The 20,176-nt window shown below is 57.9% G+C and carries 21 protein-coding genes; 9 read left to right on the forward strand and 12 right to left on the reverse strand.

Annotated features, from left to right (window positions below):
- Positions 1–133: 133 nt before the first annotated feature.
- Positions 134–1,009, reverse strand: coding sequence for a universal stress protein (locus LOC54_RS03440; protein ID WP_279312436.1), 876 nt, complete (start codon positions 1,007–1,009; stop codon positions 134–136).
- An 89-nt stretch (positions 1,010–1,098) separates the two neighbouring features.
- Positions 1,099–1,713, reverse strand: coding sequence for a pyridoxamine 5'-phosphate oxidase (gene pdxH, locus LOC54_RS03445; protein WP_279312437.1), 615 nt, complete (start codon positions 1,711–1,713; stop codon positions 1,099–1,101).
- 134 nt (positions 1,714–1,847) lie between these two features.
- On the opposite strand from pdxH, the gene fabI reads away from it, so the two are divergent.
- The 4 genes from fabI (at position 1,848) to LOC54_RS03465 (ending at position 5,252) form a co-directional block, all read left to right on the forward strand.
- A complete protein-coding gene (gene fabI, locus LOC54_RS03450) occupies positions 1,848–2,690 on the forward strand; it encodes an enoyl-ACP reductase FabI (protein ID WP_279312438.1) in 843 nt (280 codons plus the stop codon).
- 24 nt (positions 2,691–2,714) lie between these two features.
- Complete coding sequence (aroC, locus tag LOC54_RS03455; RefSeq protein WP_279312439.1) at positions 2,715–3,788, forward strand: chorismate synthase; 1,074 nt, start codon at positions 2,715–2,717, stop codon at positions 3,786–3,788.
- Between the two features lie 82 nt (positions 3,789–3,870).
- Positions 3,871–4,821: a rhodanese-related sulfurtransferase gene (locus LOC54_RS03460; protein ID WP_279312440.1), complete on the forward strand. Its 951-nt coding sequence runs from the start codon at positions 3,871–3,873 to the stop codon at positions 4,819–4,821.
- Positions 4,821–5,252: a YccF family protein gene (locus tag LOC54_RS03465; RefSeq protein ID WP_279312441.1), complete on the forward strand. Its 432-nt coding sequence runs from the start codon at positions 4,821–4,823 to the stop codon at positions 5,250–5,252. The genes LOC54_RS03460 and LOC54_RS03465 overlap by 1 nt, the downstream gene beginning before the upstream one ends.
- 26 nt (positions 5,253–5,278) lie before the next feature.
- Here LOC54_RS03465 and LOC54_RS03470 read toward each other — a convergent pair whose 3' ends face one another.
- The 3 genes from LOC54_RS03470 to LOC54_RS03480 are packed head-to-tail and all read right to left on the reverse strand — an operon-like array spanning position 5,279 to position 7,002.
- Positions 5,279–5,908 (reverse strand): phosphoribosylanthranilate isomerase, encoded by a 630-nt coding sequence (locus LOC54_RS03470; protein ID WP_279312442.1) that lies wholly within the window; start codon positions 5,906–5,908, stop codon positions 5,279–5,281.
- Positions 5,905–6,606 carry an orotidine-5'-phosphate decarboxylase gene (gene pyrF / locus LOC54_RS03475; protein ID WP_279312443.1) on the reverse strand — a complete coding sequence of 234 codons (702 nt, stop codon included), beginning with the start codon at positions 6,604–6,606 and terminating at the stop codon, positions 5,905–5,907. The genes LOC54_RS03470 and pyrF overlap by 4 nt, the downstream gene beginning before the upstream one ends.
- Before the next feature lie 15 nt (positions 6,607–6,621).
- On the reverse strand, positions 6,622–7,002 hold the full coding sequence (locus LOC54_RS03480; RefSeq protein WP_279312444.1) for a LapA family protein: 381 nt from the start codon (positions 7,000–7,002) through the stop codon (positions 6,622–6,624).
- A 118-nt stretch (positions 7,003–7,120) separates the two neighbouring features.
- On the opposite strand from LOC54_RS03480, the gene LOC54_RS03485 reads away from it, so the two are divergent.
- The 3 genes from LOC54_RS03485 to LOC54_RS03495 all read left to right on the forward strand — a co-directional run bounded on the left by LOC54_RS03485 (position 7,121) and on the right by LOC54_RS03495 (position 8,304).
- The gene (locus LOC54_RS03485; RefSeq protein WP_279312445.1) at positions 7,121–7,435 is read left to right on the forward strand and encodes a hypothetical protein; all 315 of its coding nucleotides are present in this window, start codon (positions 7,121–7,123) and stop codon (positions 7,433–7,435) included.
- A 123-nt stretch (positions 7,436–7,558) separates the two neighbouring features.
- Entirely contained in the window at positions 7,559–8,080 is a 522-nt protein-coding gene (locus tag LOC54_RS03490) for a protein-export chaperone SecB (protein ID WP_279312446.1), read from the forward strand.
- Positions 8,081–8,082: 2 nt separating this feature from the next.
- A complete protein-coding gene (locus LOC54_RS03495; RefSeq protein WP_279312447.1) occupies positions 8,083–8,304 on the forward strand; it encodes a hypothetical protein in 222 nt (73 codons plus the stop codon).
- A gap of 14 nt (positions 8,305–8,318) precedes the next feature.
- Here LOC54_RS03495 and LOC54_RS03500 read toward each other — a convergent pair whose 3' ends face one another.
- The 3 genes from LOC54_RS03500 to LOC54_RS03510 are packed head-to-tail and all read right to left on the reverse strand — an operon-like array spanning position 8,319 to position 14,146.
- Complete coding sequence (locus tag LOC54_RS03500; protein WP_279312448.1) at positions 8,319–9,836, reverse strand: efflux transporter outer membrane subunit; 1,518 nt, start codon at positions 9,834–9,836, stop codon at positions 8,319–8,321.
- Complete coding sequence (locus LOC54_RS03505) at positions 9,833–12,991, reverse strand: efflux RND transporter permease subunit (RefSeq protein ID WP_279312449.1); 3,159 nt, start codon at positions 12,989–12,991, stop codon at positions 9,833–9,835. The genes LOC54_RS03500 and LOC54_RS03505 overlap by 4 nt, the downstream gene beginning before the upstream one ends.
- Before the next feature lie 6 nt (positions 12,992–12,997).
- Complete coding sequence (locus tag LOC54_RS03510; RefSeq protein ID WP_279312450.1) at positions 12,998–14,146, reverse strand: efflux RND transporter periplasmic adaptor subunit; 1,149 nt, start codon at positions 14,144–14,146, stop codon at positions 12,998–13,000.
- A gap of 180 nt (positions 14,147–14,326) precedes the next feature.
- Here LOC54_RS03510 and LOC54_RS03515 point away from each other — a divergent pair, with 180 nt between their 5' ends.
- Positions 14,327–15,022, forward strand: coding sequence for a TetR/AcrR family transcriptional regulator (locus LOC54_RS03515; protein WP_279312451.1), 696 nt, complete (start codon positions 14,327–14,329; stop codon positions 15,020–15,022).
- Positions 15,023–15,139: 117 nt separating this feature from the next.
- Here the strand turns inward: LOC54_RS03515 and LOC54_RS03520 are convergent, their stop codons facing one another.
- From LOC54_RS03520 to LOC54_RS03530, 3 genes are all read right to left on the reverse strand, one after another.
- The gene (locus tag LOC54_RS03520; RefSeq protein WP_279312452.1) at positions 15,140–15,868 is read right to left on the reverse strand and encodes a hypothetical protein; all 729 of its coding nucleotides are present in this window, start codon (positions 15,866–15,868) and stop codon (positions 15,140–15,142) included.
- Positions 15,869–16,324: 456 nt separating this feature from the next.
- Entirely contained in the window at positions 16,325–17,128 is an 804-nt protein-coding gene (cysE, locus tag LOC54_RS03525; protein ID WP_279312465.1) for a serine O-acetyltransferase, read from the reverse strand.
- Positions 17,129–17,260: 132 nt separating this feature from the next.
- Positions 17,261–18,481, reverse strand: coding sequence for a galactose mutarotase (locus LOC54_RS03530; RefSeq protein WP_279312453.1), 1,221 nt, complete (start codon positions 18,479–18,481; stop codon positions 17,261–17,263).
- A gap of 184 nt (positions 18,482–18,665) precedes the next feature.
- Here LOC54_RS03530 and LOC54_RS03535 point away from each other — a divergent pair, with 184 nt between their 5' ends.
- Entirely contained in the window at positions 18,666–19,412 is a 747-nt protein-coding gene (locus LOC54_RS03535; RefSeq protein WP_279312454.1) for a JAB domain-containing protein, read from the forward strand.
- 43 nt (positions 19,413–19,455) lie between these two features.
- Here LOC54_RS03535 and LOC54_RS03540 read toward each other — a convergent pair whose 3' ends face one another.
- Complete coding sequence (locus tag LOC54_RS03540) at positions 19,456–20,121, reverse strand: alpha/beta hydrolase (RefSeq protein WP_279312455.1); 666 nt, start codon at positions 20,119–20,121, stop codon at positions 19,456–19,458.
- Positions 20,122–20,176: the final 55 nt, after the last annotated feature.

Below are 20,176 nucleotides of genomic sequence, written 5' to 3' on the forward strand. Positions count from 1 at the left end.
CAAACTCAAATCTACTTTCCTCGCAGCAGTGCAGTTCGCTTCAATCATCATACTGCTTAACTGACGACACGACGTAAAGGAAATAGTTAAATAAAGTTGTAACGGCACGCCGGACCGGCATGCCGCGCTGTTTTCAGCGACTCATAAGGACCGGCAGATGCGCATGCTCAAGCACATGCCGCGTCACGCCGCCAAGGATGAGCTGACGAAGGCGGGAGTGGGAATAGGCTCCCATAGAAAGCAGATCGGCATTGAAATCCGCGCAGGCATTGAGGATGCTGCGCCCGATATCCCGATCGATCAGCGGAATTTCCTCGCGATCAGCCGTGATACCGTGCATCGCGAGATATTCGACAACCTCCCACGCATCCGGTCCGCGGCGCTGATAATCCTGGCAATGCAGAACGCGCACGCGCTCTGACGTGGATGCCCAGGCAACAACTCCTCGCAGCGCCGCAGCAGATTCCGCGGTCCCGTTCCATGCGATGCAGACGCGGCGTATGACATTCTCCGGCGGCACACGCGGCGCGATCACGACGGGTCGTCCGCTGTCGAAAAGAACGGCGTGCAGCGCCTCGGATGAGGAAACCTCATCACCGGAATCCGGATGCGGAACCAGGGTAAAGTCCGACAGCCGGGCATGATAGGGGATGAGCTCTGATTCCACGCCCTTGAGGATCGTAAAGCTCATGCTCGGCTGCCCCAGCGGGAAATGCTGGCTTGGCGGGACGACCAGGATATTGTTTCGGGCCGAAAAACTCTCGAAAGCTGCATGAATGTCACGGGTGCGGCGTGCGCCTTCACGCTGCGCCGCATTCATCAGATCCTCCACCATGGCACCGGTCAGTCCCTCACCGGCCAGAGGCGCCAGATCACGGCCATCCGGACGGACGTGCAGAACAGCCAGATGTGCATTGAAGCGACGGGCGAAATTACGCCCCAGCGTAAAGGCAGCCTCAATATTCCGGGTGCTGCTGACGGGAAGAAGGATTTTGCTGACCTGTTTCATTCTTGTTATCCGGTTCAGACATGGGGTTCAGGCGGCCACGGAAGCGTCCTGAGAGAAAACGTTTTTCAGGCTCCAGCGTTCCTTATGATTCAGGGATAAAGCCGGGTTGCGGACCAGCCTCCGTCTCCGGCAACCCATATCACCCGGTCATGCAGTCGCCACGGACGATCCTGCCAGAATTCGAAGCGATCCGGTATCACGCGATAACCCGACCAGTTCGCGGGACGAGGAATCGGACCCTCCTTATATATTTCTTCAGTATCGCGAATGCGGTCCTCGAATTCGGAACGCTCCGGAAGCGGGCGTGACTGGAGAGAGGCGATCGCACCGATGCGGGACATCCGGCTTCTTGACGCAAAATAGGCATCGGCTTCCTCGGGCGAGGTATGCTCCACACGCCCCTCGATGCGAATCTGCCGCTTCAATGATTTCCAGTGGAACAGCAGGGCGGCAGACGGACGCTCTGCCAGTTCCTGCCCCTTGCGGCTGTCTTTATTAGTATAGAAGACGAATCCGCCTCTGTCCGCGCCCTTGAGAAGAACGATACGCGCATCCGGACGCCCCTCCGGGGTGACGGTGGCAAGCGTCATTGCGTTGGGATCAGAGGGTTCAGTCTTTTCCGCCTCACTCATCCAAGTCGAAAACAGATCGAACGGATCGTTTCCATGATCGATCAGAGGCAATGTTTGAGGAGAATCAGACATAAACAAGTGGCTCCGGATGGAAAATGATAATTTTTCGTTATTTTGTGCTCTGTCCAGACTTGTCGCTCAGGTTGTGCTATGCGACCACCTCAGAGCAGTAACACTTTGTTTTGGTTTCTTCCGAGGTAGATAGCATGTCTGATGGTGGTGCCACACCTGCTTTTCAGGGTTCTCTGATGCAGGGTAAGCGCGGAATCGTTATGGGTGTCGCCAATGACCGCTCTATTGCATGGGCCATAGCAAAAGCCGTCGTCGCGCAGGGTGGGGAGGTTGCCTTTACCTACCAGGGAGAAGCGCTCGGCAAGCGTGTGCGCCCTCTTGCTGAAAGTGTCGGAGCCGATCTGATCCTGACTTGCGATGTCGGCAGTGATGAAGATCTGGACAGGATGTTTGCCGCCGTAAAGGAAAAATGGGGCACTATCGACTTTGTCGTTCATGCCATCGGCTGGGCAGACAAACAGTATCTGCGTGGTCGCTACGCTGATACCCCGCGTGCGGCGTTCAGCACGGCGCTCGATATTTCCTGTTATTCCTTTGTCGCGGTCTCACAGCGTGCGTCCGCCATGATGAATGAGGGCGGCTCACTTCTGACACTGAGCTATCTCGGCTCCGAGCGTGTCATGCCGCATTATAATGTCATGGGTGTTGCCAAGGCTGCGCTTGAGGCCTCCGTGCGGTATCTCTCGGCTGATCTCGGCAGAGACGGAATTCGCGTCAACGCGCTTTCTGCCGGTCCGATCAAGACACTGGCCGCCAGCGGCATCGGCGATTTCCGCTATATTCTGAAATGGAACCAGCACAATGCGCCGCTGCGTCGTAACACGACGCTCGAGGATGTCGCGGGTGCGGGTGTCTATCTTCTGTCCGACCTCTCTTCCGGCGTTACGGGCGAGACGCATCACGTGGATTCAGGCTATCATCTTGTCGGAATGAAAGATCCGGATGCCCCGGACGTCTCGCTCGTGTCCGACGACTGATTTCTGCCACACTGGATCCCGCTCTTGTCACACAACACGTTCGGTCATCTTTTCCGTGTCACGACATGGGGCGAAAGCCACGGGCCTTCCATAGGGTGTGTCGTGGACGGCTGCCCTCCGGGAATTCCGCTCTCGGAAGCTGATGTCCAGCCGTTTCTTGATCTGCGCCGGCCCGGCCAGTCCGCCTTCACGACACAGCGGCGCGAGCCGGACCAGGTCCGGATCGTCTCCGGCGTGTTCGAAGGCAGGACCACCGGCACGCCTGTATCTCTCATCATTGAGAATACGGATCAGCGATCGAAGGATTACGGCAATATAGCTGTCACCTACCGGCCGGGGCATGCGGATTATACCTACGATACCAAATACGGCTTGCGGGACTATCGCGGTGGTGGCCGTTCCTCAGCCCGGGAAACCGCAATGCGCGTTGCCGCAGGAGCGATTGCCCGGAAAATCATCGGGAGCGGCGTGAGTATTCGCGGTGCACTGGTGCAGATGGGAACGAAGCACATCGATCGCAGCCGGTGGTCCTGGGACGAGGTAACGAAGAACCCGTTTTTCTGCCCGGATGCAGGATGCGTGTCTGAGTGGGAAACCTATCTTTCGGAAATCCGCAAAGCCGGGTCTTCCGTCGGTGCCATGGTAGAGATCGTGGCGGAGGGCGTTCCGCCCGGGCTGGGGGCGCCGCTCTATGCCAAGCTGGATGCCGATCTTGCCGGAGCGATGATGGGCATCAATGCCGTCAAGTCGGTGGAGATCGGAGACGGTGCAGCTGTCGCAGGCTATACCGGTCCTGAAAACGCTGATGAAATGTTCATGCAGGACGGGAAGGTGGCTTTCGGATCGAATCATGCCGGTGGCATCCTTGGTGGTATCTCGACCGGTCAGCCTGTCGTGGTGCGTTTTGCCATCAAGCCCACAAGTTCGATGCTGACACCGACGCGCTCCGTCACGCGCGATGGTACGGATACAGAGGTCGTCACAAAAGGACGGCACGACCCCTGTGTCGGTATCCGGGCTGTGCCGGTGGGGGAAGCCATGATGGCCTGTGTTCTCGCCGATCATCTTCTGCGCCACCGGGGACAGACGGGACGCTGATGTCCTCTCTGACGGGTCCGGCAGTTCAGGATGTGTATATTCCGTGATTGCATCCTCCCTGCAGCGGAGGCAGAAAAGCAGCATGTCTGACAATCTTCCGATCTGTGTGGCAGCACTCTATCGTTTCACTCCTTTTGACGACTGCGCCGCTCTGCGGGAGCGCCTGCAGGCGGATTGTGACGGGCTGGGGATCCACGGCATCCTCCTCGTCGCGCCGGAAGGGCTGAACGGTACGATTGCCGGGCGGGATGAGGATATCAGAGCCATTCTGGACATTATCCGGACGCTTCCGGGATGTGCGGATATCGAGGTGAAATATTCCCGCAGCCCGGAGATGCCATTCCTGCGAATGAAAGTCCGGATCAAGCGCGAGATTGTCACGATGGGCGTGGAAAATCTCGATGTCGCTCATAAGACCGGTCATTACGTCTCTGCCGAAGACTGGAACACGCTGATCTCGGATCCGGATACGATCCTGATCGACACACGTAATGATTATGAAGTCGCGATCGGCACGTTTCGCGGTGCCGTGGACCCGCAGACAAAATCATTCCGGGAGTTTCCGGAGTGGTTCCGCTCCCGTCGCAAAGAGCTGGAAGGGCAGGGGCGGACACCGAAATATGCGATGTTCTGTACCGGTGGTATCCGCTGCGAGAAGGCAACGGCTTTCGTGAAATCTGAAGGTATTGACGACGTTTATCACCTTCAGGGTGGTATTCTGAAATATCTTGAGACTGTCGGGCAGGAAAACAGCCTGTGGGACGGAGAGTGTTTCGTATTTGACCAGCGTGTGAGCGTGGGGCACGGTCTTCGTCCCGGAGATTTCACGCTCTGCCATGCCTGTCGCCACCCGCTCAGCAGCGAGGATCGTACAGCCCCCGAATATCAGGAGGGTGTATCCTGTCGCCACTGTTTCGGCACAAGGACGGAAGAGCAGCGGCATCGCTATGCCGAACGTGAACATCAGATCCGGCTTGCCGAACGGAGAGGTACGATTCATCTGGGGGCACGAAACCAGGAAAGAGATAACTGATGCGCTTTATCGGAAATATAATCTGGTTCGTGTTCGGCGGCTGGTACACCTCCCTGCTCTGGCTTGCCGGGGCGGTTGTCTTTGCTCTGTCGATCGTGGGGCTGCCACTGACACGTGCGGCGATTGAGCTTGCAAAAATGTCCGCCTGGCCGTTCGGCAGGGAGATCGTGAATGTCCGGGATCTTGACGGAAAAACGGATACTCCTCTGACGGCAGCCATGGGGACGATTGGCTTTGTCGTTAATATCGTCTGGGCCTGCACTTTTGGTCTGACGCTGTTCTTCTCCCACATCGTTGCAGGCCTCCTCTGCTGCCTGACCATCATCGGGATTCCCTTCGGGCTCCAGAGCTTCAAGCTGGCCGTCATTTCACTGTGGCCGGTCGGTCGCCGCGTCGTGTCGGCAGAAACCGCCCGGGACCTGCGCCGGTAAAAATCAACGGAGAAGGATCGGAGGAATTACCCCCGCGCGGCTTTCAGAAAAGCCTGTATGGCCAGAGGGTCTTTCTTCCCGGGTGCGCTTTCGACGCCCGAGGAAACATCGACAGCAGCAGCCCCGCTTATGCGAACCGCTTCCGCAACGTTATCGGGCGTCAGCCCCCCGGCCAGCAGCCAGGGGCGGGGAGCTTGCCAGCCGCCAGTCAGCCGCCAGTCAAATGCCAGCCCGTTTCCTCCTGGTCTGTCTGCTCCGGCAGGAGGTCTGGCATCCAGAACATAGCCGTCCGGTATATCTGAGACCGGCAGATCACCCGGATCTGAGACAGAACAGGCCTGCCAGACCGGTATCCGGAAAAAATCCCGTATCGCGGTCGCAGCAGCCAGGGAGGAGTTCAGCTGCAGGATATCAAGCGGAGTGATATCGAGGACCCTGCGGATGTCCTCAATGGATGGCTCGACAAACAGTCCGACACGTTGCGGGCAGTTTTCCGGGACAAGGCGGATAAGATCCCGCGCCCGTTCAGGTGAGACGTGGCGGGGAGATCGCTGGAAGAACACGAACCCGACCCAGTCGGCCTTCCCGGAGATGCACGCCTCAAGTCCTGCTTCCTCCGTAAGCCCGCATATCTTGACGCGGGTCTGCGGACTCACCGGGTCAGTTCCCCGGCAATGGCGGCAGCAGCCTGTGCAGGATCTGCCGCACCCGTCACCGGCCGTCCGACAACGATCCAGTCTGCTCCGGCATCCCGGGCCTGAGCCGGTGTCATAACACGCTTCTGATCTCCGACAGCCGCTCCGGCCGGTCGGATGCCCGGCGTTACGAGCACGGGACCGTCCCCGAAAGTCTTGCGAAGAACCGCAAGTTCGTGGGGCGAGCAGACCAGCCCGTCGGCCCCGGCAGCAAGAGCCAGACCAGCCAGCCGTATGACCTGGGCCTGCGCTCCATCCGTAATACCCGTTTCGGCAAGCGCGGAGTCATCCAGACTGGTCAGAACCGTGACGGCGAGAAGCAGCGGACGTTTCACCTCAGGCCAGACCTCATTGATGGCCTGTCTCGCGGCGGAAATCATTCCGGCCCCGCCTGCGGCATGAATCGTGAGCATCATTGGCTGAACCGGGGCGAGAGCGTGGAGTGCCCCGGCAACAGTGTTCGGGATATCATGCAGCTTCAGATCAAGAAAAACAGGGGTATCCCGGGCAATTTCGGCCACGGCGGCAGGACCCGCCGCATACGTGAATTCAAGCCCGAGCTTAACGGCTCCTGCAAAAGGCCGGACCTGAGCAATCCATTCACGGGCCTGAGCCGGATTCTGTGTGTCCAGAGCCACGATGATCTGAGTCTTACGCATGAAATCAGACTTCCGTCAGTGAGCCGGGGGCAGGGAGCCAATATCCGGCGCAGGATCGCTCGTGACAGGTGCAACGGCGGCAGGACGCCCCCCCACGGAAGGCTGTCCGAGCTGGATGCGCAGGCGCTCAAGCTCATCACGCTGGGCGGAAAGCCGGTTCTCCAGCTCCCTGATCTGCTGCTCCGCTCTGGATGCCCGGCGGCGTTGTGACATGGAGGTCACCCACAGAGCGAAGGCACCAAGGATAAAAAACAGAGGCCCGAGAATAACCGCAACAATTCCGATCGAGGACTGCCAGCTCCAGTACAGCATCCACAGCTGTACTCCCTCCTGATTACTGGCGGCAAAAACCAGAAGGGCAAGAAAGAAAGGAAGGATGAGAATGAGACGGATCATTTCTGTTGTCCTAGCCAAAGCCATGCGGCGGAGCAAGAAGAAGCGGGAAATCCTTGCCGTGATCGCATCAGCTGTGGTCTCGTCATGAAGGCATTGATCATATGAGGGGCTGGTGCGGATGGTTGAGATCCTGCCGTTTGAACTGCCTGGCAGCAGGGTCGGCAGAGGAAAGCAGAACGACAGGGGATGGGCAGTGGTTGCCGTCATACGCACGAAGCGGAGCATCGCCGGCTGGTATTCCACAAGGGAAGCCGCGCAGTCAGACTGCGCGTGGAGGCGAGAGCAGGTGAGGGCCTACAGCCAGTTCCTGCAGAGTTCCGACGTGCCGGTGCCGGATTATCACATAGCACCGCTCGCACGCTCGGAACTGCCGAAAAACTGGAAACCGGCCCCTGCTCTGGGGCTTCTGCACGGAAAATTTTCAAAAAAATAACTTATTCCGGAGATTATCTTCAGTCTCGTCGCAGGACTTCATGTCTGCTAAACAACGGCAACACTCTGCTGCGGTGATCTGAAAAAACAGACTGCGCTCATGGCAGGCGCAAGGAAGATAAAAATGAACGATTCAAGCGTCATCGATACTGTCGCAGGTGCGGTGCAGGGAGAGGGAAATTCGGCGCCGTCGCTGCTGATCGGGGCACAGTATCTCCGTTCCACCCGTTTCGTAATCATTGATGACCCGACGCTGCATACGCGCCCGCCCATTCGTCCGGAAGTGCTCGCCCATATTGATGTGGCCGCACGGCAGATCGCAGATAATTCCCCGGATTTCGAGGTGAGTCTCGTCCTGCGCTGCCAGGGGTTTCCGATGCTTCCGAAAGAAAACGAGCCTTCTCAGCCGCGTCTTTTTGAGGCTGAGTTTACCTGGGCCGGACTGTTTTCTCTCCGGAACTCCACCGCAGAGACATTCGAGCCTCTGCTTCTGGTGGAAGCGCCCCGTATGCTCTTCCCTGGCGCACGCAATTACCTGGCCGACCTGACGCGCGACGCAGGCTTTTCTCCCGTCCTGCTGCATCAGATCGACTTTCTGTCCCTGTGGCATTCTCGCCGCGGAACCAAGGCTTCAGAAGGAGGCTGAGAATGCGTCCGTTCATCAGATTAATTGCGCTTTCATCCACGCTGGTCGCCCTGACAGCCTGTAATGACGGGCTTCATCACGACCATCATCGTGGCGGTCCCCATGACGGATGGGACAACCGCCAAGGCTATGATCAGGGCCGTCGTCCGCCACCGCCCGGCGGCAGCGGATGGAATAACGGCTCATCCGGAAACAGTGGCGGATACGGGCAGCGCGGCTACTGAGCCGCGCCTCCCTGTCATCCGTTCTGTCGAGGCGTGAGGTTACCCGGCACGGTGGCCGTATCGACGCTCCGCTGTGTCCAGCCCCCTCCGAGAGAGCGATAGAACGCCACCAGGTTCTGATACTTCCCGACCACGACGGATGTCCGTGCCTGTTCGGCCTGCAGCAGATTCCGCTGCATGACGAGCTGATTCAGATAGGAATCCGTGCCGGCCTGATACCGCATGCGTGACAGGCGGTAAGCATCCCGCGATGACTGCACATAATCGTCCATCTGCCTGGCCTGGTCGGCAAAGGCAGACCGGGCGACGAGCGTATCGGCAACTTCCCTAAATGCGGTCTGAATTGCCTTTTCATAGGTATTCAGCTTGGCCTGCTTCTGTGCCTTGGCCGCATGAAGATTGCCGCTGTTCTGTCCCCAGGTAAAAATCGGGATCGAAATATTGGGATTCAGCCCCCATGTTGTGGCCGGAGCGGTGAACAGTCTGCGGAACATAAGACTGCTGATTCCGTCTGACGCAGTCAGCGTGATTTTCGGGAAAAACGCTGCTCGTGCGGCGCCGATATTGGCATTTGCCGCAAGAAGATCGTGTTCGGCTGCCAGAATATCGGGTCTCCTGAACAGAAGATCTGTCGGAATCCCTGACGGAATATCCGCCCGGATCGTCTGTTCACCCAGAGGTCGGGGCGGCGGAAGATCAGCTGGAAGCGGCGCACCGATGAGCAGCGTGATCAGATTTTCGTCCTGAGCAACCAGCCGGATCTGCTGATCCTTGAGCTGTCTGGCCTGATCAGCCTGCGTCTCGGCCTGCCGGACCGTCAGCATGTTTTCCTGACCATGATCATACCGCAGACGGATCAGGCGGAGATTATCCTCCAGATTGCGTGTGCTGTCCGTTGCAACCTTCAGAAGCTCACGGTCTCCAAGCCAGGCGATATAGGCATTGGCAACCTGCGAGACCACGCTGATCCGTACGCTACGCTCATTCGCCACCTGCTGCAGTGCCGATTCGGCTGCGGACTGTGAGAGGCTGCGGATTCGTCCGAACAGATCAATCTCGTAGGACGAGAAACCAATTCCGGCGCTGTAATAGCGGAACGTCGAGATCTGCTGGCCGACACCAGGGGCAAAGCTCAGACCGCCTGTCCGGGATGGTGCCATATACATGGCCTGACCGGTCGCCCCGATAGGCGGGAACAGACCGGCATGCTGGACTTCATACTGACCCGCTGCTGCCGCAACTGCTGCTGCTGCCCCGCGCATATCGCGGTTTTCCCGCATGGCGATTGCAAGCAGCGCCTTCAGGCGCGGATCCGTGAAGAAATCCTCCCAGCCGATATCCGCGGCCAGAGCCTTGACCCGCTCCGCATGTGTATGTCCGGGCATCAGAGGCTCGGCAGGGAAGTGATCAGCCACCGGAGGCGCAGGACGATCATAATGCGGAATCATCGTGCAGCCGGCTGCGAGAACGGCAGCAAACGAGAGTGAGGAGAACGTCCTGCCGGCCCGGAGAACAGTGCTGGCGGATATCATGCGTGTGCCTCCGGAGACGGCGTTTGTGATACGGAGTTTCCTCCGGGTTTTTCAGGACGCTGCACGCGGAACAGGCGCAGGACGATCACGAAGAACAGCGGTACAAAGAAGATCGTAAGGGCCGTGGCGGAGAGCATGCCGCCGACCACGGCCGTGCCGATAGCCTCACGGGCAGCCGATCCGGCTCCTGACGCGATCGCCAGAGGGAATACACCCAGAACGAAGGCGATAGAGGTCATGAGGATCGGACGCAGGCGCTCGCGCGCAGCGTTGAACGTGGCCTCTTCCAGACTCTGACCGCTCTCGAAATTCGCCTTGGCAAATTCCACGATCAGAATCGCATTCTTCACGGACAGGGCGACGGTCGTCAGAAGACCGACCTGGAAATACACGTCGTTGTCCATCCCGCGGAAGAGCGTGCCCATGATCGCGCCGAGCACACCCAGCGGAATCACCAGAGCCACGGCCAGAGGAATGGCCCAGCTTTCATACAGGGCCGCAAGGCAGAGCACGATCACGACGGCCGCAAGAGCATAGAGCGTGCCGGTTGAGGAGCCGGACGCCATCTGCTCGTACGACAGGCCGGTCCACTGATGGCTGATCCCCGCCGGAAGCTTGCTCGCAATCTCCGTCATGGCCTGAATGGCCTCTCCGGAGCTGTGACCGGCGGAAGGCTGGCCGAGAATCTCAAAGGCGTTCAGGCCGTTATAGTTCTCAACCTTCTGCGGACCGACGATCCAGTTGCCCGAGGCGATGGCGTTGAAGGGCACCATCGTTCCTGAGGCATTGCGCAGATACCAGGCGCTCAGATCCTCCGGAAGCATGCGGGATGACGGCATACCCTGGATATAGACCTGCTTCACACGATCGCTGCGGGTGAACTGGTTGACATAGATCGAGCCCAGCGCCCCCTCGATCAGCGTGTTGATATCGGTAATGCTGACGCCCAGAGCGTTCGCCTTCTCCCGGTCGATATCGAGATGATACTGCGGGGCATCATCCATGCCGTTCGGTCTTACAGCCATCAGGCGGGGATCCTTGGCGGCCATGCCGAGAACCATATTACGGGCTTTCAGCAGGGCTTCATGTCCGACGTGTCCGCTGTCAACCAGCTCCATATCGAAACCGGCCGCGTTACCAAGCTCCATGACGGCAGGAATGTTGAAGGCGATGATCTGCGCCTTCGGAGTGCCGAGATAATGGAGCAGGATACGCTTTGCGATCGCATCAGCCGACTGGGAAGGAGCGGGGCGGACGTCCCAGTCCTTCAGTTTGACGAAGAAGGCGGCCGCGCTCTGTCCCTGGGCTGCGAAGTTAAAGCCGTTCGCAACAAAGACGGACTCCACATTCTTGCCTTCGGTCCTGAGGATCCAGTCTGAAACCTCGCTACTGACCTTTCTGGTCTGCTCCATCGGTGTTCCGGGAGGCATCGTGATCTGACCGAACACCAGCCCCTGATCCTCGTTGGGCAGGAAGCCTGCGGGAATGCGAAGGAAGAGGACAACCGTGGCGGTCGTGATCAGGACAAAGACGATACATGAAAGGATATAATGCCCGATCATGAACTGAACGCCGCGGAGATAGACTCTGGTCATCCGGTCAAACGATCTGTTGAACCAGCCGGACAGGCCCTTCTCCTTAGCGTGACTGCCCGGCTTGAGCATCGTCGCACAGAGTGCGGGTGTCAGAACTACGGCAACCAGCAGGGACAGCCACATGGCCGCACAGATCGTGATCGAGAACTGGCGGTAGATCACGCCGGTAGAGCCGGAAATCGCCGCCATCGGCAGGAAGACCGCCGTCATGATCATGACGATACCGAACAGGGCGCCGGTGATTTCGTCCATGGAAACACGTGAGGCCTCAAGCGGAGACATTTTCTGCTCCGACATAAGACGCTCGACGTTCTCAACCACCACGATCGCGTCATCGACCAGCAGGCCGACGGCAAGCACCATGGCAAGCATAGTCAGTGTGTTGATCGAATAACCAAGAGTGCTGATGATACCGAATGTTCCGAGCAGAACGATCGGCACCGCGATCGTCGGGATCAGCGTGGCGCGGAAATTCTGCAGAAAGATCAGCATCACGAGGAAGACGAGCAGAATCGCCTCGAACAGCGTTTCAACAACCTCGTGAATGGAGAGGGTGATGAACGGCTCCGTATCCAGCGGGTAGACGGTTTTCAGGCCGTGCGGATAGAATTTCTCAAGCTCTGCGATTTCCTTGCGGACAGCGTCTTCCGTCGTGAGCTGGTTCGCACCGGGTGTCAGTTTGAGCGCCATACCGGCGGCCGGCATGCCATTGTAATAGGACTGGAAGTTGTAGGTCTGAGCGCCAAGCTCCACCCGACCGACATCGCGGATGCGGACCTGGGAGCCGTCCTGCTGCACCTTGAGAATGATTTTCGCGAATTCATCAGGAGAGTTCAGGCGCGTCGGGCCGATGATAGTGGCATCCAGCCGCACGTCCTTCTTCGCGGGAAGGCCGCCGAGTTCACCGGAGGCCACCTGAATGTTCTGTGTCTGGATCGCGGACTGCACGTCTCCCATCGTCAGGGAGTATTTGTAGAGCTTTGTCGGATCTATCCAGATACGCATGGCGTATTCGGATCCGAACAGCGTGTGATCGCCGACGCCGGATACGCGGGTCAGGGGATCGGACACGTTGGAGGAGACATAGTCCGCAATATCGTCAAACTGCATGGAGTTATCGGTTGAGATAAATCCGAGCACCATCATGAAGTTCTTGGCTGCACGCGCCACGGTCAGGCCCTGTGCAGTGACTTCGGGCGGCAGTTTCGGCTGGGCAAGCTGCAGCTTGTTCTGCACCTGTACCTGCGCGATGTCAGGGTTCGTGCCCTGCGCGAAGGTCAGGTCGATTTCCATCTGCCCGGAGGCGTAGGACTGCGCCGAGATGTATTCGAGGTGGTCCAGGCCATTCATTTGCTGGAGAATGGGCCGGACAACCGTATTCGTGACGGTCTCTGCCGAGGCGCCGGGATAGATGACCGAGACGGAGACCTGCGGCGGGGCGATCGTGGGGTACTGCGCAATGGACATCGTAAAGATGCTCACGCCGCCGACGAGCATGATCAGCAGGCCGATCACCCAGGCGAAGATCGGCCTGTCGATAAAGAAACGGGAAATGGACATGCCGGATTACTTCCTGTCAGCCGGGGCGGACGTATCTTCGGAATAGGGCTGCGGATTGACCTTGTCGCCGGGATGGATCTTCTGCAGTCCCGTGACGACAACCCTGTCGCCGGGCTTCAGACCGTCCGTGATGATCCAGTCGGTTCCGTGGGCCGGACCTGTCGTGACGTTCCGGATGGATGCCTTGTTATCGCTGTCCAGCACCATGACTTCGGGTTCCGCGCGCGTGTTGCGGAACAGGGCCTGCTGCGGGACCAGGATGGCGTCCGGATTGATGCCTTCGTCGAGGGAGGCGTGGACGTACATGCCCGGGAGGAGCAGGTGATCCGGGTTCGGGAAGACGGCACGGACAACGACGGTTGCCGTGGCCTGATCGACGTTGACCTCGTTAAACTGAATTTTACCCGGGTCTTTATAGGTCGTACCGTCTTCCATTTTAAGGGAAACCGGTGCGGATTTGTCGTCTCCGGTCTGAATCCGGCCGGATGCGACCTCCTCACGAAGGCGCAGGAGCGATACGGCGGGGAGATTGACGTCCACGTAGATCGGGTCGAGCCGGGTGATGACGGACAGGTTTGCGGCCTGTCCCGTGGCGACGAGGGCACCGACGGTCTGGAGCGAGCGTCCGATGCGTCCTGTGATCGGGGCTCTGACCTGCGTGTAGTTCAGGTTGACGGCTGCGTTCTCCACCTGTCCTTTTGCGATCAGAACCTGGGCATCGGCGGCGTCCGATGCGGCGCGGGCGTCATCATATTCCTGCTTGCTGACGGCATGGGCTTTCACGAGGGGGCCGTAGCGCTCGAATTTCGCGCGGGCCGTGAAGGCGTTGGCCTTTGCCTGGGCGAGCTGGCCTGATGCGCTGTCATAGGCGGCCTGATAGACGCGCGGGTCAATCTGGTACAGCTGCTGGCCGGCCACCACGTCCGTGCCTTCCGTGAAAAGTCTTTTCTGGATCACGCCGTTGACCTGGGGGCGGACCATGGCGATCTCATAGGATGAGATGCGGCCGGGGAGTTCTGTGGTAACATGCACGGCCCGGGGGCTGACGGTGATGAATTCTGCCGTCTGCGGGGGGGGGGGCGGGGGTTTTGCTGCTTTCTTCTCGCATGCGGTCAGCGCGAGGAGGCTGACGGCGGAGAGCAGCAGCGGGGTCATCTGTCTGGTGCGGGGCCTGTACACGGGCGGGTGGTCCTGTCAGCGTTCGAAGGTGGGTGGTGCGATATCGCGCTGTTTATGAGGGGGTGGCAAAGGTGGTATGATTATACGGGATGTTCTACTGTGTGATATAAAAACTATCCGGTTTCCTAAATAGGGTCAAGCAGGGGGCGTCCTATCGTGGTGCAGACACCGTCATCCGAGCGGAAGCACGGAGAATGTGCGGCTTCCGGTCGCTCTCAGGGGCCGGGTCGTCCGCTGGAAATGGCCGAGGGGGAGCGTCGCGGGAAGATTCTGAGTGCTGCGTGCAAGGTTCTGGTGGAGCATGGCTATCACGCGGCTTCCATGAATCTGGTTGCCCAGTGCTGCGGGATGTCCAAGCGTACTCTGTATCAGCTTTATCCTTCCAAGCAGGAGCTGTTTCATGCCCTGTTTGAGGAGCAGCTGTTCCGGTTTTCCGTCCGGCCATGTGACAAGGTCTGCTCTCCCGAGGAAGAGCTGTCGGTTATCCTGATGAATCTGACGGAGTTTCTGCTCCGGCCGGACCGTGTGTGTCTGATGCGTGCGATCGTGTCGGAATCGAGCAGAACCAGGGAGCCGGGACAGATCCTTCTGCGTCTGGAGCGTGGCGGGCAGACGAATATTCTTGTTCACTGGCTGAAGAAATACTGCACGCAGCACGGTCATCCGGATGAGGATGCCGGATATCTGAGCCGGTATATTTTCGGGATGACGGCAGGTAATTTTCTTCTGAGCGGGCTTTCGGGGACGGATGATCCTTCGGTCAGCCCGGAGAGTGTCCGGGCATGTATCAGGCGGGCCGTCCGGATCTTTCTGGTCGGGCTTCGGGAGGACTGGGGGAGTGGTGAGGGGTGATGCGGGGGGGGGGGGGCTGACGATTATTCTGTCTGCGGATACGGCTGTTTATGCTCTCAGATCTATCTTTTTGGTTGAAAGCAAGAATATCTTGAAAGCCGACCTTGCTAAGGTTTTCTACAAACCACCGAATGTTAAATATGCTGAGACGCTGCACCAAAGTATGATTGCCAGCCAGTAGAATTTATTTTTAGGATCAATTCTTGAAATTCCTCTAGCCAGTAAAATCCCTGTTAATGCCACAACGAGAGAAGGAAGAACGCCGCATATCATTATAGCCCAAGTAAAAATATAATAAAATACAAATACAAAAAAAATAATAATAGAAAATGTTAATCCGAAATATATCGGATTATAAAAATCTATTTTCCATCCAATTATATTTGATGTTTGTATAATAAAATCAGAAAAAGGTTCCGTTAATTTACTGTTTGAAAAAAAATCAAATAATCCTAATAAAGTGGGAAATAAAATAATCATAATATTATCCCATTTAAATTTATCTATTATTGCTCTATGGTTAGAAACCCAATATATAGAAAACCACCCCATAAAAGAAAATATAAAAATATAATTTACAAAAACAAAAAAATGCATCTTATGAGAAAAATTATTTGAAAAAACAAAAACTAATGCAAAACATATTAACGATATTTTTCCATACAAGCGACCAAGGGATTTCAACCCACTCATTACAGTTGTATTTTCCATTCTCTCATTTATAATGGAATAATTATCTTCAAGAAGCAAGAAAAATGAATTTATATTTTTATTTATACGGACCTTATCTCCAAGTAAATAGACCGAAATTAACGTGAGTAATATCCATAATATTATTTTTAACATTTTATTTATACTTTCTTCAATGCCTTACGAGTTGATTAAAATTCATAAACAATCATGGGGTAACACATAATCATTCAATAAATCTCAGTCCTTACACTTTTTCTGGCCATTCCCGTCGCTCTGCTATGTGCGATAGCAGAGCGCTGCGGTATCATCTATCTGAAGCACAAGAGTTCTTGGTCCTCACATCCTCATATTTTTTCGTATAAATTGCTCAGAAATCCTCGTCTACATAAATGCAATGGCCCGTAGCATCGTGGTTTTTCGGGTTATGCAGGTGCCGACTGGGGCTGCATCGGTCGCAAGATGATCAAAACTTTTGCGCGTGTAGTTGTCCGCTTCCTTATATTTTCTGACCGAAAGCAGATATCATACTTCCCCTCCCCCCCCCCAAGCGGACGTATCTACAAACTGTATAATCTTCTTTATTTTCCATCCGTCTGTCTGGCGGAGCTTTCAGATCATATAGTCGATGGCTGGCAGGGTCTGGTCCATTGTCAGGGATGGCAGGTTTGTGTGTCGTGTGCCGACCTTGCGGGCGGGGTTTCCGACGACGGTTGTGTAGGGGGGGACGGCTTCGAGGACGATGGAGCCTGCGCCGACTCTGGCACCTTCTCCGAGCTGGATGTTTCCGAGCACTTTTGCACCTGCGCCGATCAGGACGCCGCGGCGGATTTTGGGGTGGCGGTCTCCGTGGTGTTTGCCTGTTCCGCCCAGGGTGACGCCCTGGAGGATGGAGACGTCGTCCTCGATCACGCAGGTTTCCCCGATGACGATTCCTGTGCCGTGATCGAAGAGAATCCGGCGTCCGAGTCTGGCTGCGGGGTGGATATCGACGCCGAACAGTTCTGAGGCGCGGCTCTGGATATGGAGGGCCAGGTAGCGTCTTTGGGCCTGCCACAGCCAGTGTGCGACGCGGTAGGCCTGGATGGCGTGGTAGCCTTTGAAGAACAGGAACGGTGTGACGAAATCGGTGCAGGCCGGGTCACGATCCCGGATTGCGGCGAGGTCGGCTCCGGCATCGCAGACGACGTCGGGGCAGTCCAGGAAGCATTCCTGTGCCAGTTCCGTCATGCTGGCGGAGGAGACGGACTGGTCTCCCAGTTTTCTGCCGAGCAGTGCGGCGAGGGCTGAGGAGAAATCGGAGTGTGAGCGTATGCCCGTGTTAAGGAGGCTCCGGACCAGGGGGTCGCTGCAGACGCAGGCTTCCTCGCTCATGCTGGTCCACAGGGATGACAGATGGATTCTGCAATCTGTCATCAGGCCATCTTCGCTGATGGAAATGGATTCGATTGTCTGGGAAGCCATGGTCCCCGTCTCCGGCAAGGGCAGGGTTACGTTACCGCAACCGCGAGCGGCTCCCGCCCGTGGGGGGCGGAAGCCGGTTGCTGCCTATTGTGCCGGAGCCTGCGCCGGAGGGGAAGACAATCCTTCACGTCCTGTGAGTGTGGTGAACTGGTAGGCGGTTGTTTCATTCAGCCACTGGCCTGGCAGCAGCGTGGTGGAGGGGAATTGCGGGTGGTTTGGTGAATCCGGGAAGTGTTCTGGTTCGAAGGCTATGGCGTCTGTCGGCAGTCGCAGCTGTGTGGAGAGCGGGAGGACGGTGCCGTTGCCGAAGCCTCTTCCGGTGAAGACCTGCAGGCCGGGCTGGGTGCTGAGGATGCTGACCATCCGGCCGGTTGCGGGATCGAGCAGGCGTGCGGCGGGACGTGCGGCGATGCCGTAGGGGCCGTTGATGATCCAGTTGGCGTCGAGGCCGCGGGATGCGGTCAGCAGCGGGGAGGGGGCGTTCAGTCTTGTGTCGAGCTGGGTTTCTTCCTGGAAGTCGAGGGATGTTCCGGCGACCGGTTCGATCGTGCCTGTGGGGATTCCGGTGCTGTCTGTCGGGGTCCATCTTTCACCCCAGATGGTCAGCAGTTCCTGTTCTATGGAATGTCCGGGCTGTCCGCTCAGGTTGAAATAGGTGTGGTTCGTCAGGTTGACGACCGTGGGTTTTGTTGTGGACGCCGTGTAGTGCAGCAGGAGCTGATCTTTGTCGTTGAGCGTGTATGTGACGCTGACGGTCAGTTCTCCGGGGAAGCCCTGGTCTCCGTCCGGGCTGACGAGCGTGAGGCGTGCGGCTACGGCGCCGTCGGGTGCGGAGACGCGCGAGACCTGCCAGTTGTGGCGGTCGAACCCGACCGGTCCGCCGTGGATGGCGTTGGGCGGATCATTGACGGGGATCTGCCAGGTCTGGCCGTCGAGCGTGAATTTCCCTTTTGCGATTCTGTTGGCGTAGCGTCCGATGAGTGCACCGAAATGCAGTCTGTTCTCGACGCCGGTCGTCAGGTATTCGCCGGTGCTGGGGAAGCCGCACACGATATTGGCGAAATTACCGTTTTTATCGGGTGTCATGATTGCGGTGATGATACCGCCGAGTGACAGGAAGCGGACTTCGATTCCGTGGCTGTTCCGCAATGTGTACTGCACGACGGTCTGGCCGTCGGCGGTGGCGTCCGTTCTCTGGGAGGAAAAAGCCGGCTGCCTGGCGAGTGCGGGGGCGCAGGAAGCTGCGGCCAGTCCGGCCGCGACCACAGCGGAAAAGCCTGTTTTCAGACGGGTACTGATTTTCATCACCGTTATTTTTCCGTTACAATGGACCTTGTGCTTTTCTGTTAGTCTTAATCCGGTCCGGCTGTCATGTGTGTTCCTGAAATATCTGCAAAAATATGGGTCACGGTATGTGTGTGAGCCTTGTGCTGCGCAGATGTTCCGGAGGCGTTTGTCAGCGCTTTATTGTTCCGGCGGGAGAGCTGTGATGGATGCCGGACGGTTTTCTGAGGAGGGGGCGGCGCGTCCGTCTTCCGGTCAGCCCCTGTTCAGGAGTTCGGGTCCGTCGGGGCACAGGTCCCGGATGCGGGAGCGTGTTCTCGGGCGGGGTGCGCGGTCTCTGGCGGATTATGAGCTTCTGGAGATGCTTTTGTTTTTCGTCATGCCGCGCGGGGATACCAAGCCGCTGGCGAAGACGCTGCTGAATGTGTTCGGCTCTTTCGAGGCGGTTCTGGCTGCGCCGGAGGAGTTACTGGTGCGTGCGGGGCTTGAGCCGGGCGGAGGTGCCGTGATGCGTCTGGCTGAGGAGGCTGCAGCCTGTCTGTCCGGGCCGGATCCGCGTATGCGCCGGCAGCTCAGCGACTGGCCTGCGCTTATGGCCTATATCGACGGTACGGAGGCTGCGGGGCAGCCTGGTCAGCTTCGCGCGCTTTATCTGGACAACCGGAACAGGCTGATTGCGGATGAGGCGGTTGTCGTGTCGGTGCAGGGTGCAGGGCCGGGTGTGGCGGCGGCCGCGGTCATGAGGCGCGCGCTGGTTCTGCATGCGACGGCACTGATCACGTTGCGGTTCTGCCCGTCCGGTGGCGGGGGCATTCAGCAGCAGGCGCTGACGGATACGGTGATGGTGAAGGATCTGCGGCGTTCAGGGGGGCTGCTGTCGGTTGTCCTGCATGATCATCTGGTGATCGACAGGGACGAGCGGATCAGCCTGCGGCAGAGGGGAATGATCTGAGCGGTGCGCCGTCTGTAACAAAGGGACGGCGCACCGGGATGTCTCAGTCTGCAGCGAGCGGCATGGTGCGGCGGGCTGTCATGGTGGTGACGTGGTCTTCCAGGGCATCGACGACCTGGTCTGCCTGGTCTGCGAAGATGTGATCTGCATCGGGGAAGATGCGGTAGTCCACCTCAACGTTTTTCTGTGTATTGAGCTTGTCCACGAGCTTGCGGATGGCGGGTTCCGGGGCGAGCTCGTCGCGTCCGCCTGCGATCATCAGTCCGCCGCAGGGACAGGGGGCGAGAAAGCCGAAATCGTAATGCGCGGCCGGGGGGGCGACGCTGATCCAGCCGCTGACTTCCGGGCGGCGCATCAGGAGCTGCATGCCGACGAAGGCACCGAAGGAATAGCCTGCGATCCACAGTGCTCCGGAGTTCGGATTGACCATCTGCATCCAGTCGAGGGCTGCGGCGGCGTCTGAAATCTCTCCGATTCCACCGTCGAATTTTCCCTGCGAACGGCCCACGCCTCTGGAATTGTAGCGCATGACCGAGAAGCCCATTTTCTCAAAGGACCGGTACATTGCGTATGTGATGCGGTTGTTCATCGTTCCGCCGTGCAGCGGGTGGGGATGAAGCACCAGGGCGAGAGGGGCGTTGGGTTCCGGAGAGTGGTGGTAACGACCTTCAAGGCGGCCTTCAGGGCCGGCGAACATAACCTCGGGCATTACGTTTCCAGGTTTGCGGCTGACGCCCACAGGGCATGGCGACAGCTCCGGTTTT

This window comes from Acetobacter sp. AN02 (assembly GCF_029759835.1).
GTDB lineage: Bacteria > Pseudomonadota > Alphaproteobacteria > Acetobacterales > Acetobacteraceae > Acetobacter.